Below are 15888 nucleotides of genomic sequence, written 5' to 3' on the forward strand. Positions count from 1 at the left end.
CGGCCGCCGGGTGTGGTTATAATCGGCCACTTTATGAGCAAGAAGCGCGTTATGCAGCTGGTTCGAGGCCTCCACAACCTGCGCCCCCAGCATCGGGGCTGTGTCGCCACTATTGGCAACTTTGACGGTGTTCACCGTGGCCACCAGGCTATCCTGGCGCGGCTGCGCGAGCGTGCGCTGGAATTGGGCGTGCCCAGCTGCGTGGTGATCTTCGAGCCGCAGCCCCGGGAGTTTTTCGCCCCGGACACGGCCCCGGCCCGTTTGGCCCGGTTGCGGGACAAGCTGCAACTGCTGGCCGCCGAAGGCGTCGACCGGGTCCTGTGCCTGGCCTTCAACCAGCGCCTGAGCAAACTCAGCGCCGCCGAATTCGTCGAGACCATCCTGGTGGACGGTCTCGATGTGAAACATCTGGAAGTCGGCGATGATTTCCGTTTCGGTTGCGACCGGTCCGGGGATTTCGATTACCTGCAACAGGCCGGTATCGCCCAGGGGTTCACCGTCGAAGCGGCGCAGACCGTCGAGATGGATGGCTTGCGCGTCAGCAGCACCCAGGTCCGCAATGCCTTGGCGGCGGCTGACTTCGAATTGGCCGAGCGCTTGCTCGGCCGGCCGTACCGGATTGCCGGGCGGATCCTGCACGGGCAGAAACTGGCGCGCCAATTGGGCACGCCGACGGCCAACGTGCAGCTCAAGCGCCGTCGTGTGCCGCTGACCGGGGTGTTCCTGGTGAGTGTCGAGATCGACGGCAAGACCTGGCCCGGCGTCGCCAACATCGGCGTGCGACCCACGGTCCAGGGCGATGGCAAGGCCCACCTTGAAGTACATGTTCTGGATTTTGCCGGCGATCTGTATGACCGGCGTTTGACGGTGGTTTTCCACCATAAGCTGCGTGAAGAGCAGCGTTTTGCCTCCCTGGAGGCGCTCAAGACGGCGATCCATGCAGATATCGCCGCCGCCCGTGCCCTTGTCGCAACCAGCGCCAATCGCTAATGAAGAGCCTTAAATGACCGACTATAAAGCCACGCTAAACCTTCCGGACACCGCCTTCCCAATGAAGGCCGGCCTGCCTCAGCGCGAACCACAGATTCTGCAGCGTTGGGACAGCATTGGCCTGTACGGAAAGTTGCGCGAAATTGGCAAGGATCGTCCGAAGTTCGTCCTGCACGACGGCCCTCCGTACGCCAACGGCACCATCCACATCGGTCACGCGCTGAACAAGATTCTCAAGGACATGATCATCCGCTCCAAGACCCTGTCGGGTTTTGATGCGCCGTATGTCCCGGGCTGGGACTGCCATGGCCTGCCGATCGAGCACAAGGTCGAAGTGACCCACGGCAAGAACCTGGGCGCGGACAAGACCCGCGAGCTGTGCCGTGCCTACGCCACCGAGCAGATCGAAGGGCAGAAATCCGAATTCATCCGCCTCGGCGTGCTGGGCGACTTCGCCAACCCGTACAAAACCATGGACTTCAAGAACGAAGCCGGTGAAATCCGTGCCCTGGCGAAAATCGTCGAGGGCGGCTTCGTGTTCAAGGGCCTCAAGCCGGTGAACTGGTGCTTCGATTGCGGTTCGGCCCTGGCCGAGGCGGAAGTCGAGTACGAAAACAAGAAGTCCTCGACCATCGACGTCGCGTTCCCGATCGCCGATGAAGACAAGCTCGCCGCCGCGTTCGGCCTGGGCAAGCTGGCCAAGCCCGCATCGATCGTGATCTGGACCACCACCCCGTGGACCATCCCGGCCAACCAGGCGCTGAACGTCCACCCGGAATTCAACTACGCCTTGGTCGACGTCGGCGACAAGCTGCTGGTGCTGGCCGAAGAACTGGTCGAAGCCTGCCTGGCCCGCTACAACCTCGAAGGTTCGGTGATCGCCACCGCTCCGGGTTCGGCGCTGGAGCTGATCAATTTCCGCCATCCGTTCTATGACCGCCTGTCGCCAGTGTACCTGGCCGACTACGTGGAGTTGGGCGCGGGCACTGGCGTGGTTCACTCCGCGCCGGCCTATGGCGTCGACGACTTCGTGACCTGCAAGAAATACGGCATGGTCAACGACGACATCCTCAACCCGGTGCAGAGCAATGGCGTGTACGCGCCATCGCTGGAGTTCTTTGGCGGCCAGTTCATCTGGAAAGCCAACCCGGCCATCGTCGACAAGCTGACCGAAGTGGGTGCGCTGCTGCACACCACGGTCATCGAACACAGCTACATGCACTGCTGGCGTCACAAGACCCCGCTGATCTACCGCGCCACCGCGCAGTGGTTCATCGGCATGGACAAACAGCCCACCAGCGGTGACACCCTGCGCCAGCGTTCGCTCAAGGCCATCGAGGAAACCCAGTTCGTGCCGGCCTGGGGCCAGGCGCGCCTGCACTCGATGATCGCCAACCGTCCGGACTGGTGCATCTCCCGCCAGCGCAACTGGGGCGTGCCGATCCCGTTCTTCCTGAACAAGGAAAGCGGCGAGTTGCACCCGCGTACCGTCGAACTGATGGAAGCGGTGGCCAAGCGTGTCGAAGCCGAAGGCATCGAGGCCTGGTTCAAGATGGATGCCGCCGAGCTGCTGGGCGACGAAGCACCGCTGTACGACAAGATCAGCGACACCCTGGACGTCTGGTTCGACTCCGGCACCACCCACTGGCACGTGCTGCGCGGTTCGCACCCGATGGGCCACGAGACCGGCCCACGCGCCGACCTGTACCTGGAAGGCTCGGACCAACACCGTGGCTGGTTCCACTCGTCCTTGCTGACCGGTTGCGCCATCGACAATCACGCGCCGTACCGCGAACTGCTGACCCACGGCTTCACCGTCGATGAGTCTGGCCGCAAGATGTCCAAGTCCCTGGGCAACGTGATCGCGCCGCAAAAGGTCAACGACACCCTGGGCGCCGACATCATGCGCCTGTGGGTGGCGTCCACCGACTATTCCGGCGAGATGGCCGTTTCCGAGCAGATCCTGCAGCGCAGCGCGGACGCCTACCGGCGGATCCGTAACACCGCGCGCTTCCTGCTTTCGAACCTGACCGGCTTCAACCCGGCCACCGACCTGCTGCCGGCCGAAGAAATGCTCGCGCTGGACCGGTGGGCCGTGGACCGTACCCTGTTGCTGCAACGCGAATTGCAGGAGCACTACGGCGAATACCGCTTCTGGAACGTCTATTCCAAGATCCACAACTTCTGCGTGCAGGAGCTGGGTGGTTTCTACCTCGACATCATCAAGGACCGCCAGTACACCACCGGCGCCAACAGCAAGGCCCGTCGTTCGTGCCAGACCGCGCTGTTCCACATCAGCGAGGCCCTGGTGCGCTGGATCGCGCCGATCCTGGCGTTCACCGCCGACGAGCTGTGGCAGTACCTGCCAGGCGAGCGCAACGACTCGGTGATGCTCAACACCTGGTATGAAGGCCTGACCGAACTGCCGCAAGGCTTCGAGCTGGACCGTGCGTATTGGGATCGCGTGATGGCAGTCAAGGCTGCGGTCAACAAGGAAATGGAGATTCAGCGGGCAGCCAAGGCTGTCGGCGGCAACCTCCAGGCCGAAGTGACCCTCTACGCCGAAGATGCCCTGGGCGCCGACCTGGCGAAGCTGGGCAACGAACTGCGCTTCGTGCTGATCACCTCCACCGCCAGTGTCGCGCCGTTGGTGCAGGCGCCGGCCGATGCGGTGGCCACTGAAGTCAGCGGCCTGAAGCTGAAGATCGTCAAGTCGAACCACACCAAGTGCGCCCGTTGCTGGCACTGCCGCGAAGACGTCGGCGTGAACCCGGAGCATCCGGAAATCTGCGGTCGTTGCGTGGACAACATCAGTGGTGCTGGCGAGGTTCGTCATTATGCCTAACGCAGCGGGCCGCTTCGGGCGGTTGGGCTGGCTCTGGTTGAGCGTGCTGGTCCTGGTCATCGACCAGGCCAGCAAGTACCACTTCGAGAACTCGCTGACGATGTACCAGCAGATCGTGATCATTCCCGATTATTTCAGCTGGACCCTGGCCTACAACACCGGGGCGGCGTTCAGTTTCCTGGCCGACAGCTCCGGCTGGCAGCGCTGGCTGTTCGCCCTGATCGCCATTGTGGTCAGCGCCGTGCTGGTGGTCTGGCTCAAGCGCCTGGGGCGCAATGAGACTTGGCTGGCGGTGGCGCTGGCCTTGGTGCTCGGTGGGGCCTTGGGCAATCTCTATGATCGCATCGCCCTGGGCCACGTCATCGATTTCATCCTGGTGCATTGGCAGAACCGCTGGTATTTCCCGGCGTTCAACTTTGCCGACAGTGCCATCAGCGTGGGCGCGGTGATGCTCGCCCTGGATATGTTCAAGAGCAAGAAAACCGGAGAAGCCGTCCATGACTGAGCAGCGTATCGCTCAAAACACCGAAGTGACGCTTCACTTCGCCCTGCACCTGGAAAACGGCGACACCGTCGACAGCACCTTCGACAAGGCGCCGGCGGTGTTCAAGGTCGGTGACGGTAACCTGCTGCCGGGCTTCGAAGCGGCGATCTTCGGTTTCAAGGCCGGCGACAAGCGCACCGTGGTCGTGCCACCAGAAAACGCCTTTGGTCAGCCCAACCCGCAAAACATGCAGACCATGCCACGCTCCCAGTTCCAGGACATGGAGCTGTCCGAGGGCCTGCTGGTGATTTTCAACGACGCGGCCAATACCGAATTGCCGGGCGTGGTGAAGGCTTTTGATGACGCCCAGGTGACCGTGGACTTCAACCATCCGCTGGCGGGCAAGACCTTGAACTTCGAGGTGGAAATCCTCGAAGTGAAGGCGTTGTAACTGACTGGATACGGTTTAGTGTGGGAGCGGGCTTGCTCGCGAAGGCGGAGTGTCAGCCAACATTAATGTTGAATGTAAGGCCCTCTTCGCGAGCAAGCCCGCTCCCACATGGATCTTCATTGTTTTCCGAGCCCTTGGTTCGATCAACAGGCAATTCTTGCGCGCAAGACACGAGGCACAGCATGCAAATCAAACTCGCCAACCCCCGTGGCTTCTGCGCCGGTGTGGACCGGGCGATCGAAATCGTCAACCGCGCCCTGGAAGTCTTCGGGCCGCCGATCTACGTGCGCCACGAAGTGGTCCACAATAAATTCGTCGTCGAAGACCTGCGCAGTCGCGGGGCGATTTTTGTCGAGGAACTGGATCAGGTGCCGGACGACGTCATCGTGATCTTCAGCGCCCACGGGGTTTCCCAGGCCGTGCGCAGCGAAGCCGCCGGCCGTGGCCTGAAGGTGTTCGACGCGACGTGCCCATTGGTGACCAAGGTGCACATCGAAGTGGCCCGCTACAGCCGTGACGGTCGCGAATGCATCCTGATCGGCCATGAAGGCCACCCGGAAGTCGAAGGCACCATGGGCCAATACGATGCCAGCAACGGCGGTGCGATCTACCTGGTCGAAGACGAGGAAGACGTGGCGGCCTTGCGGGTACGCAACCCCGAGAGCCTGGCCTTCGTGACCCAGACGACCCTGTCCATGGACGACACCAGCCGCGTGATCGACGCCCTGCGTGCGCGCTTCCCGGCCATCGGCGGCCCGCGCAAGGATGACATCTGCTACGCCACCCAGAACCGCCAGGATGCGGTCAAGCAACTGGCCAACGAATGCGATGTGGTGCTGGTGGTCGGCAGCCCGAACAGCTCCAACTCCAACCGCTTGCGCGAGCTGGCCGAGCGCATGTCCACCCCGGCCTACCTGATCGACGGTGCCGAGGACATGCAGCGCAGCTGGTTCGAGGGCGTCGAGCGCATCGGCATCACCGCAGGTGCGTCCGCGCCGGAAGTCCTGGTGCGCGGCGTGATCCAGCAATTGCAGGCCTGGGGTGCCACCGGTGCCGATGAGTTGGCCGGTCGCGAGGAGAACATCACGTTTTCGATGCCGAAAGAGTTGCGCGTCCGCTCCTTGCTTTAAGTCCTTTCTGGCACAGGGGCTCTTCGACTGCGACGCTTTCCAGGCGGACGCGGCCGGAGGGCGCCAATATCACTTGATGATGGCTGATCGCCTCGCTTTTGGCGCAGACATGCAACCTGCCTGCCTGGAATGAGCCGCTGGGGTGCAGGGCTTTCCCCTGGCTGCCGAACCTCACCCTGCGTCTCATCGGCTGGTTACCAACCACCCGGACGTTTGCGCGGCGCTCCATCAGCACGGTCTTCTCCTTGTCATCCAGGGTGATGCGCCAGCCTCGGCCCCAATCGTTGTCTATCGCCCTGAGCACGACCGTCCGGTTGCGCGCGATGGCTTCGCTGCGTGCGCTGCGTAACCCGCTGATCAGCAACTGCGCGGTATCCTCGCGTTCGATAGACTCGATCAGCTCTTTGTAGCCCGCGCTGGCCCACGACAGAACAATTGCGGCAATTGCCAGTCCCATGAGCAGTTCGATCAGGCTGAAGCCCTGTTGATACATGACGTCTCCTCCCTGGAGTCCGAAAACGACGCGCTCCTGGCGCCGCAAACCGAAACAACCGCACACAAAGGCGGTGGTTTGTTCTAGCGTGTAGAAGCAGGTATAGCCGACGGCAACGGAGGGCACCGATGGATCTTCGTACAAAAGGTTTCACGCTGATCGAGGTGCTGGTGGCCCTTGGCGTGCTGCTGATCCTGATCACCATGGCGGTGCCGTCATTTACCGGGTCGCTGCAGAGCACCAAGGCCGACACCGATATCGACGACTTGCGCCGGGCGCTGAACTTTGCCCGGATGACGGCGATCGACCGTGGTATCACCACGCGAATTCGCCCCACCGCCGAGGGCAGCGCCTGGAGCGGCGACCTGACGGTGTATGACAGTACTGGCTCGTCGCCCAATATATTGCGGGTTGTTCCAGCAATGAGCAGCGGCGCGACTCTGACGCTAACCTCAGACGTGACCAACATTGATTTCAACAATTTGGGCGGGCTATCGGCACCGGCCACGCCGGTGAGTTTCAATTATGTACGCGGGGCGCAGAGCAGGACGCTGAGTGTTTGCCTCAATGGACGAATCGTATTGGGAAGTTGCGGATGAAGGGTTGCAGTAAAAGGACGCAGGGGGGCATGACCCTGATCGAGGTGCTGGTGGCGGTGCTGATTCTCGGCGTCGGCTTGCTCGGGGCGGCGATGATCCAGCTCAATGCGCTCAAATACACCGACAGCTCGCGCATGACCAGCCAGGCCAGTTTCATTGCCTACGACCTGCTGGACCGCATTCGCGCCAATTCCGCCGCCGACTACACCATCACGCCGCCCAGCTCGCCGAATCTCAACGTAGCCCGCGACCAGGACCTTTATGATTTCCAGACCAATATCGTCGCCTTCGGCGGCGCCACGGCCACGGGCACCGTTGCGCTGAACCAGCGGGTCTACACCATCACCATTTCCTGGGATGACGCCCGGGCCGCCAACACCACCGATGCGGCCGAGGCGCGACGCAGCTTTGTCCTGACCAGCCGCGTCGCCGTTGACCCGGTGGGGACGCCGCCATGAACCGGCACAGTCGCGGTTTTGGCCTGATCGAGTTGATGATCGCGCTGGTGCTCAGCCTGATCGTCATCCTGGGTGTCGTGCAGATTTTCATTGCCGCCAAAAACACCTACGTCAGTCAGAATGCCGCCGCGGTGATGCAGGAGGACGCGCGGTTTGCCTTGAGCAAAATGGTCCAGGAAATTCGCATGGTGGGGATGTTCGGTTGCTTGGCGACCATCATCGATGCCTCAACGGATAACAGTTTCGCTGTCAGCCAGACCACGCCAATCCGTTGGGATAACGCCAACCGGAGGTTGACCCTGGTCACCGCTGACATAGGCAGTGGCGGTAGCTTGCCGACCTGGACCGTCGTCTCCGATTGCCGTACCTCGGCGACGGCCTATTCCAATGCGCGGCTACCAGCGACGGGGCAGATGGCGTTTCCGATTCGCCGACTGATCTACAGCTTCAATAACAACCAATTGATGCTGGGCAGCGGCACCGGCAATCCGACCCTGTACGTGCTGGTGGACCATGTGCGGGCGTTCGACGTGATGTTTGGCGTGGCTGGCAGCGCGACGGACATCGCGGCGTCGAGCTACACCAGCAACCCGGCTGACCCGGCGCTGATCCGCAGCGTACGCCTGAGCCTGACGCTCTTTGATCCGAGGGACACGGTGCGCGAGCAGACCTTCAATGTGGTTGCCGCCTTGCGCAACCGACTGCTATGAAGGAGATGACTTCGATGGGGCACGTGCATCGCCAGCGTGGCATGGCCTTGCTGGTCAGCCTGGTTTTCCTGTTGCTGCTGACGCTGATCGGCCTGTCGTCGATGCAGAGCGCCACCCTCCAGGAAAAAATGACCAGCAGCGTCATGCAGCGCAACCAGTCCTTCCAGATGGCCGAGGCGGCGCTGAGGGTCGGGGAAAGCGCGGTGCAGGTCGAAACGTATTCATTGCCGATGTGCACCACTGCGACCCAGTGCGCGCCACCGGACGAGTCGAAGACGCTGACTGTGGCGGGGCGCGACTCAAGGTCGGGAGTACTCTGGGTTGCCGCCGCCGGAGGGTTTTATGGCGTGCAGAACATCGGCACGACGCTCACGGCGGTCAATGTGCCAGTCAATACGTCGGCAACGCTGTACCGGATCACGGCGGTAGCGGTGGTGGGCAATAACCAGCGCAGCGTGGTGGAGAGCATCTATGCGAAATACTAAGGTGCTTCGCGGCAGGTGGCAGGCGTTGTGGGGGGCGTTGCTGAGCCTTTACCTGGCGGCCCCGGCCTATGCGTTCACGCCTTCGGATTCGCCCTTGCTGAGTGCGGCCGCCGTCACGCCGAACGTGATGCTGCTGATCGATGATTCGGGGAGCATGAACAACATCATTTGGGCGGCGGGGTTCGATCCGGCGGCGACGCAAACGCGCACTTACGCATGTAACGCCAGTAACAACTGCAACGACAGGTATGAGCTGGACCTGGAAGACTCGAATATCCTGTTGCTGAGCCTGTTGCGTGGCGGCTGCTCGTCTGGCTGGTACGGTTTCTATCGCCCCAGCCTCGGCCGAATCTGCCTGCGCTTGCCAGATCCTGTGGGAGGCGGCGATACCCGTTACACCGGCAAATACTTGGCGTATCTGGTGACACTGGCCAACGGCTCGAGCCGCGACTTCACCACAGGTACGATCCCCACGGATTATCGAATCAACGTGGCGCGGGATGTCTCCAATGACTTGGTCGCCAATAACCGCGCCCTGCGTATTGGACTTGCTACCTTCAACCCACCTAATTACAGCAACTCCGGCCCCGGCGGGTACATCGCTCGCGCCATCAGCGACCTGTCGCCGGTCACTGGCAGCGTGACCCAAACCCAGGCCAACGCCAACTACAGCGCCCTGATCAATGCCATCAATGGACTGGGCGCGGTTGCGAATACCCCCTTGGCCGAGAGCTATTACGAAGTCACCCGCTACTTCAGGGGCATGGCGCCTTATTACAATGGAACGCCCGCCACCTACACCAGCCCGATCCAGTACCGTTGCCAGAAAAATTTCGGCGTGGTGGTCACCGACGGCTTGCCCACCTATGACCGGACGTTTCCTACCAACGACCCGCTGGGCCTTTCCCGGCTGCCGAACTGGGACGGCATCAGCAGCAACGATGGCGCCGATCCTCTCGGTAATGCGGAGGGCGACACGCTTTACCTGGACGACATCGCCAAGTTCGCCTTCGACATCGACATGCGCTCCACCGGCACCGACACCACCGGCAAGAGCTGGAACAGCGTGGATTTTCCTCGGCAGTATCTCAATACCTATACCGTAGGATTTGCCGTCACCAACCAGATGTTGTCCGACGCAGCCCGTTACGGGGCGGGCAAGTATTATCCGGCGAGCGACAGCGAAGGCCTGAATTCGGCGCTGTCGTCAGCCCTGAGTGATATCACTTCCAAAGCTGGCTCCGGGGGCGGCGGCACCACTAACGCCGCCACGTTGTCCAGCACGTCCAGCTACTACCAGACCACCTATGACCCCAAGGACTGGCGTGGGACCATCCGGGCATTCGGCTTCACCTCGGCGGGCACGGTCAATACGGCAGCGGTGCAATGGACCACCGACACCGCCATCGTGCCGGGTGCCACGGCACCGATCTATCAATCCTGGAACACCGCGACCAACGTGCCGGTGACCCTGGCCTACGGCAATTTTTCGCCGGCCCAGCAAACCAGCCTCAGCCAGAACCTGCCCACGGGGATTACCGGCAATGACCTGGTGGAGTGGAGCAAGGGCGTCAACAAGACCGGCCTGAAGGTGCGCAGCGCATTATTGGGCGACATCATCAATTCGCCGTTGGTGCTGGCATCGCCCAATGACCAGACCGCTGCGGACCTGCTCAACGACACCAGCTACAGCGCCTACCTGGCGACCAAGGCGACAAACATGAGCACCAGCCTGGTGGTGAATGGCAACGATGGTTTCTTCAGTGTCATCAACAGCGCAAACGGCACGCGGCGTTACGCCTACATGCCTTCGAACGTGCTGCCCTCGTTGCAGGACATTGCCGACGTCAACTACATCAACGGCGTGAGCCACAAATTCCTCGTGGATGGACAGATCGGCGTATTCGACGTGCAATCGGGGAGCGCCTGGAAGACCGTGGCCGTGGGCGGCACCGGGGCTGGGGGCAAGGTGTTCTATGCGGTCCAACTGTTCGATGCGGCGGCCGGCAATGCGTATCGGGCGTTGTGGCAAATCAGTGCGCCAACCGTCGCCAACACGGCCAATGCCTTCAATGACTTGGGCTATGCCTACGCGCGCCCCGAAGTCGCACGCCTGGCGGACGGTCGTTGGGCGGCGTTCATCGCCAATGGCTACGGCAGCAATACGGGTGTGGCGGCGTTGTACGTGGTGGATATCCGCGATGGTTCGCTGATCCGCAAAATCGTCATCAACAGCAGCGAAACCGATAACGGCCTGTCGTCGGTCAAGCTGCGGGTCAACTCGCAGAATATAGTGCAGGCCGCCTACGGTGGTGACTTGAAGGGACGGATCTGGAAGTTTGACCTCAGCGGCACTTCACCCACCGCGTGGGGCCTGGCGTTTGCTGGGCAACCGTTGTTCACCGCCCCCGGCGGCGCGACCCAGCCGATCACTGTGCAACCTCTGCTGGCCGACAATCCCCAGGGCGGCACCCAGGTGTTTTTTGGAACCGGCAAGTTCAACGAAGCAGCCGACAAGCTCAACAAGGATTTGCAGGCGTTCTATTCGATCTGGGACGCCACGGGCGGCGCGGGGCAAATTACCGTGTCGAGCCTGCAGGCCCAGTCGATCACCGGGGTGTTTTCCGGCAGCACCGGGCAGTTCGTCACCACCAGCCAGAGCGACGTGACGTATCCTGCGCAAAAGGGCTGGTACCTGCCCTTGGTGTACAACAACGTGCTGACCGGGGAGCGAGTCATCAACCCGGCCAGCCTGGTGCTCGGGCGTGTGGTCTTTACCACGGCCGCCGTGGACACCACTGACCCTTGCGCCAGCTTCGGCACCGGCAAACTGATCGAATTGGATGCGTTCAACGGTAAGATGCTCAACTATGCGGTACTCGATACCAACAACGATGGTTCGCTCACCAGCCTCGATACCATTTCCGCTGGTGTGGTGTTCACGGGCGGCATCCCGACATTGAGCGCCGTCGTCAGTGCCAACGGGGCCACCAATATGATCGTGAACGACTCCGGTGGTGGTATCACCGACCTGCTGGGCAAAACCGTCGGCGGCAGCCGCCGTATCATGTGGCGGCAAATACAATGAGGGAGCAAGGCATGCGCAGATCCAACCGCGGTTTCACCTTGATCGAAATCATGATCGTGATCGCGATCATCGGTATCGTGATCACCGTCGGCTATCCGAGCCTGACCGAGTATATGAAGAAGGGCCGACGGGCCGAAATTGCCGGGCTCTTGTCGGAGCAGGCGCAAATTCTTGAGCGCTACTATTCGAAGAACAACCGCTACACCGATGCGACTGGTCTGAGCAGCGGCAACGATTTCTACACCATTAACTTGGTACCAACGGACCAGAGCTTCACCCTGACCGCCGTGCGCAAGAGCGGCTCGTCCATGGCGACGGACAAATGCGGTGACTTCAAAATCACCAATACCGGCGTACGCAGCGTGGAAAATGCTACTGGGGTGACTGCCAAGGATTGTTGGGGGCGCTGAGTTTCTTTTATCCGGGCGCGCGTTGCGCCCTTTGTTTTGTGAGTCGAATCAGAACATGACCAGGCAACAGCAAGTGGTGATTGTCGGTGGCGGAGTCATCGGCCTGCTGACGGCGTTCAATCTGGCGTCCGCAGGGCAACGTGTGGTGCTGCTGGACCGTTCCAATGTCGGCCAGGAATCGTCCTGGGCCGGTGGCGGTATCGTTTCGCCGTTGTACCCGTGGCGCTATAGCCCGGCGGTCACGGCGCTGGCCCATTGGTCACAGGATTTTTATCCACAGTTGGGGGAGCGTCTGTTCGCGGCCACCGGGATCGACCCGCAAGTGCATGTGACCGGGCTTTATTGGCTGGATCTGGACGACCAGGACGAAGCGCTGGCCTGGGCCAAGCGGGAAGGGCGCCCGCTACGGGCTGTGGATATCTCGGCGGTTCATGATGCGGTGCCGGTGTTGGGCGCGGGTTTTTCCCGGGCGATCTACATGGCTGACGTGGCCAACGTGCGTAATCCCCGGTTGGTGAAGTCCCTCAAGGCTGCGTTGCTGGCGATGCCGAACGTCACGCTGCATGAGCATTGCGAAGTCAGCGGGTTCATTCGCGACGGTGGGCGTGTGGCGGGCGTGCACAGTTCTGCCGGTGAAATTCATGGCGATGAGGTGGTGCTGGCCGCCGGTGCCTGGAGTGGCGAGTTGCTCAAGAGCTTGGGCTTGAAGTTGCCGGTCGAGCCGGTCAAGGGCCAGATGATTTTGTACAAGTGCGCGTCGGATTTTCTGTCGAGCATGGTTCTGGCCAAGGGGCGTTATGCAATCCCGCGGCGTGATGGGCATATTCTGGTCGGCAGTACGCTGGAGCGTGAAGGCTTCGACAAGACCCCGACCGAGGTTGCGTTGGAGAGCCTGAAGGCTTCGGCGCAGCAGCTGATTCCGGCGTTGGCGGGTGCCGAGGTGGTGGGGCATTGGGCTGGGCTGCGGCCTGGGTCGCCTGAAGGTATTCCCTATATCGGCGAGGTGCCGGGGATTGCAGGGCTTTGGCTGAACTGCGGGCATTATCGCAATGGGTTGGTGTTGGCGCCGGCTTCGTGTCAGTTGTTTACGGATTTGATGTTGGGGCGTGAGCCGGTGATTGATCCTGCGCCGTATGCGCCGGCGGGGCGGTTGTAAGGTTTTATAATCCGATCCAAATTGTGGGAGCGAGCCTGCTCGCGATGGCGGTTTGATTGAGTACATATCCATTTCTGCGGTAACGGCTACTTAGGGTTCCGCCCTTACGGCGGCTCACTTTTTTTCAAACGCCAAAAAAAGTAAGCAAAAAAGGCTTGCCCCACCACTCGGTGCCTCGCTTAGGCTCGGCATGCCCTCAACTCCGGCATTGCTCCGTGGGCCCGCCGCGAAGGGCCATCCATGGCCCAGCGCGGCTAACCCGGCATCCATGCCGGGTTGCCCACTCCACAATGCCTGCGTTCGGCCATCGTGGTTAAAGGGGCCTCCAGATCAAAAGCCGGGCCGAGGCGGCCTTATAGCCGACCTGGCTCTCCCGCTCGTACACCCATCCGATCTGTGGGAGCAAAGCTTGCTCGCGAGGCGGCCATACAGCCGACCTGATTCTTCCGTTCGTACACCGATCCAATTGTGGGAGCGAGCCTGCTCGCGAAGAGGCCTGCACATTCAGCACCTTCATCGGCTATGACATCGCCTTCGCGAGCAGGCTCGCTCCCACAGGGTTTAGGTGGCCAAGAAAATTTGTAAATCATCTTCGAACCAATGTGGGCCTATCCCTCTGTTGCTGTTGCTGTTGCTGTTGCTGTTGCTGTTGCTGTTGCTGTTGCTGTTGCTGTTGCTGTTGCTGTTGCTGTTGCTGTTGCTGTTGCTCTGCTTTTGACTTTGATCTCGGACGCCCCGTTAAACCACGCTGGCCGAACGTAGGTATTGTGGAGTGGGCATCCCGGCATGGATGCCGGGATAGCCGCGCTGGGCCCAGAGTGTGTAAAAACCGATAAAAACATCGTCGGCACGTCGTGCCGACAGGTGTTGGCCAACTGATAAAAACCTAAAGCGCTCCTGTACCTCCAAACGGCCCCTACAAGCGCTAGCAAGGCTCAGTAGGCTTGATTAACGGGGCAAAACCGCAGGCTTTCAGGCCGTCAGCGCCTTCATCAGACCTTGCGCACCTAGGATTTCCATCACTCTTTTCCAATTGTAAGCGAGCACATTCAAGCTCATTTCGGTGCTCACCCCAGCCAGCCGTCGCGTCAGAAAATGAGTCGCCCCCATCCATTGCTTCAGCGTCCCGAAGGGGTGCTCGACCGTTCTCTTGCGGATGATCATCATCTGCGGCTCATTGTTCAGGCGGGCCTGCATTTCCTCCAGTACCGCCTCGTGTTCCCAGCGCCGAATCTTTCTCTCTCTGGCCGGTGTGCATTGCGCCTTTGTTGGGCAGGCTCTGCAGTTGGAGTGCCAGTAAACGTCCAGCTTCTTGCCCTTGTCGACGTAAAAGTTGCGCCAGATCAGCACTTGCTTGGCGGGGCAGACGTACACATTTTTTTCCGCGTCGTAAACAAACTCGTCATTGCCGAAGCGGCCATCAAATTTGGCCCGCGAGCTCAGCGTTTTCGGCACATAAGCTGTGATTCCTGCCTCGTGACAGGCCAGGATTTCTCCGCTTTTGTAATACCCTCGGTCCGCCACCACCGACAACGATTCGATTTGCATCGCCTCACGGGCTTGCTGGGCCATCGAGCTAAGCTGATCACGGTCGTGACCGACATTGGTCACCTCGTGCGCGACGATTAAATGGTGTTTGGTATCGACTGCTGTCTGCACGTTGTAGCCCACGATGCCATGACCGCTCGTCATCATCATCGAGCGCGCGTCCGGGTCGGTCAGCGAGATCTGTTTGTCCGGCGATGCTTCAAGCTGTATTTCAATCGCCTGGAGCGCCTTCATCTGTTCCTTTAATTTGGCAATTTTTTCTTCCAGGCCGCCTTTGGGCCCTGAAGACTTGGGCTCTTCCCGATCAGCCTCATCCAGGGCCTTCAGATAACGGGCGATGCTTGACTCGATGTCTTCCATCCGACGCTTCAGCTTGGCGCTGGTAAAATTGCGGTCGCGGTTGTTCACCGCCTTGAATTTACTGCCATCGATGGCAACGAAGTGTTCCGAGAAGAGCCCCAGTTGTTGACACAACACGACGAACTGCCGACAGACTCCTCGAATGGCCTTCCCATTGTCTTTGCGGAAGTTGGCGATGGTCTTGAAATCCGGCATCAGGCGACCGGTCAGCCACATCAGCTCGACGTTGCGCTGCGCCTCGCGCTCAAGGCGCCGGCTTGACTGGATACGGTTGAGATAGCCGTAGATGTAGATCTTCAGCATGACTGCAGGATGATAAGCCGGTCGGCCTGTTTTAGCGGGGACAGCGCTTTCAAAACCCAAGTTGATCAGGTCGAGCTCATCCACGAAGACATCGACAACGCGCACCGGATTGGTATCGCTGACGTAGTCGTCCAAGCTCTCGGGGAGCAAGGTAGTTTGATCTCGGTGTTCACCTTGGATGAAGCGTTTCATGGGCAGCCCTTGCAATGAAGTCCTGGGGAAATCATAGCAAGGGTTGGCTTCGGAGTTTTTACACACTCTGGGCCATGGATGGCCCTTCGCGGCGGCCCACGGAGCAATGCCGGAGTGAGGGCACACCGAGCCTAGGCGAGGTGCCGAGTGGTGGGGCAAAAGCGTTTTGGTTACTTTTGCGCTTCT

General features: G+C 60.8%; 14 protein-coding genes. 12 read left to right on the plus strand and 2 right to left on the minus strand.

Features of this window, described 5'->3' with window-relative positions:
• Nucleotides 1-51 precede the first annotated feature (51 nt).
• The 5 genes from ribF to ispH all read left to right on the plus strand — a co-directional run bounded on the left by ribF (nucleotide 52) and on the right by ispH (nucleotide 5900).
• Entirely contained in the window at nucleotides 52-990 is a 939-nt protein-coding gene (gene ribF, locus HU715_RS16680) for a bifunctional riboflavin kinase/FAD synthetase (RefSeq protein ID WP_186709827.1), read from the plus strand.
• A 13-nt stretch (nucleotides 991-1003) separates the two neighbouring features.
• Nucleotides 1004-3835 carry an isoleucine--tRNA ligase gene (ileS, locus tag HU715_RS16685; protein WP_186709834.1) on the plus strand — a complete coding sequence of 944 codons (2832 nt, stop codon included), beginning with the start codon at nucleotides 1004-1006 and terminating at the stop codon, nucleotides 3833-3835.
• Nucleotides 3828-4340, plus strand: coding sequence for a signal peptidase II (gene lspA, locus HU715_RS16690; protein WP_186709836.1), 513 nt, complete (start codon nucleotides 3828-3830; stop codon nucleotides 4338-4340). The genes ileS and lspA overlap by 8 nt, the downstream gene beginning before the upstream one ends.
• Entirely contained in the window at nucleotides 4333-4770 is a 438-nt protein-coding gene (fkpB, locus tag HU715_RS16695) for an FKBP-type peptidyl-prolyl cis-trans isomerase (protein ID WP_186709838.1), read from the plus strand. The genes lspA and fkpB overlap by 8 nt, the downstream gene beginning before the upstream one ends.
• 182 nt (nucleotides 4771-4952) lie before the next feature.
• On the plus strand, nucleotides 4953-5900 hold the full coding sequence (gene ispH, locus HU715_RS16700; RefSeq protein ID WP_186709841.1) for a 4-hydroxy-3-methylbut-2-enyl diphosphate reductase: 948 nt from the start codon (nucleotides 4953-4955) through the stop codon (nucleotides 5898-5900).
• Here the strand turns inward: ispH and HU715_RS16705 are convergent.
• Nucleotides 5854-6393, minus strand: a complete 540-nt coding sequence (locus HU715_RS16705; RefSeq protein WP_186709858.1) for a GspH/FimT family pseudopilin — start codon at nucleotides 6391-6393, stop codon at nucleotides 5854-5856. The two genes, ispH and HU715_RS16705, sit on opposite strands and share 47 nt — an antisense overlap.
• A 128-nt stretch (nucleotides 6394-6521) precedes the next feature.
• On the opposite strand from HU715_RS16705, the gene HU715_RS16710 reads away from it, so the two are divergent.
• The 7 genes from HU715_RS16710 to thiO are packed head-to-tail and all read left to right on the plus strand — an operon-like array spanning nucleotide 6522 to nucleotide 13299.
• On the plus strand, nucleotides 6522-6992 hold the full coding sequence (locus HU715_RS16710; protein ID WP_186709842.1) for a GspH/FimT family pseudopilin: 471 nt from the start codon (nucleotides 6522-6524) through the stop codon (nucleotides 6990-6992).
• Nucleotides 6989-7450, plus strand: a complete 462-nt coding sequence (gene pilV / locus HU715_RS16715) for a type IV pilus modification protein PilV (RefSeq protein ID WP_186709844.1) — start codon at nucleotides 6989-6991, stop codon at nucleotides 7448-7450. Before HU715_RS16710 ends, pilV begins: the two co-directional genes overlap by 4 nt.
• The gene (locus HU715_RS16720) at nucleotides 7447-8160 is read left to right on the plus strand and encodes a PilW family protein (RefSeq protein ID WP_186709846.1); all 714 of its coding nucleotides are present in this window, start codon (nucleotides 7447-7449) and stop codon (nucleotides 8158-8160) included. The genes pilV and HU715_RS16720 overlap by 4 nt, the downstream gene beginning before the upstream one ends.
• 5 nt (nucleotides 8161-8165) lie before the next feature.
• Nucleotides 8166-8645 carry a pilus assembly PilX family protein gene (locus HU715_RS16725; RefSeq protein ID WP_437182514.1) on the plus strand — a complete coding sequence of 160 codons (480 nt, stop codon included), beginning with the start codon at nucleotides 8166-8168 and terminating at the stop codon, nucleotides 8643-8645.
• The gene (locus HU715_RS16730; RefSeq protein WP_186709850.1) at nucleotides 8632-11733 is read left to right on the plus strand and encodes a pilus assembly protein; all 3102 of its coding nucleotides are present in this window, start codon (nucleotides 8632-8634) and stop codon (nucleotides 11731-11733) included. Before HU715_RS16725 ends, HU715_RS16730 begins: the two co-directional genes overlap by 14 nt.
• Before the next feature lie 11 nt (nucleotides 11734-11744).
• A complete protein-coding gene (locus HU715_RS16735) occupies nucleotides 11745-12143 on the plus strand; it encodes a type IV pilin protein (RefSeq protein WP_186709852.1) in 399 nt (132 codons plus the stop codon).
• 55 nt (nucleotides 12144-12198) lie between these two features.
• The gene (gene thiO / locus HU715_RS16740) at nucleotides 12199-13299 is read left to right on the plus strand and encodes a glycine oxidase ThiO (RefSeq protein ID WP_186709854.1); all 1101 of its coding nucleotides are present in this window, start codon (nucleotides 12199-12201) and stop codon (nucleotides 13297-13299) included.
• Between the two features lie 972 nt (nucleotides 13300-14271).
• On the opposite strand, the gene HU715_RS16745 is transcribed toward thiO, so the two are convergent.
• Nucleotides 14272-15702 (minus strand): IS1182 family transposase, encoded by a 1431-nt coding sequence (locus HU715_RS16745; RefSeq protein ID WP_186710878.1) that lies wholly within the window; start codon nucleotides 15700-15702, stop codon nucleotides 14272-14274.
• Between the last annotated feature and the right edge of the window lie 186 nt (nucleotides 15703-15888).

The sequence above is a fragment of the Pseudomonas zanjanensis genome (assembly GCF_014268745.2).
GTDB lineage: Bacteria > Pseudomonadota > Gammaproteobacteria > Pseudomonadales > Pseudomonadaceae > Aquipseudomonas > Aquipseudomonas zanjanensis.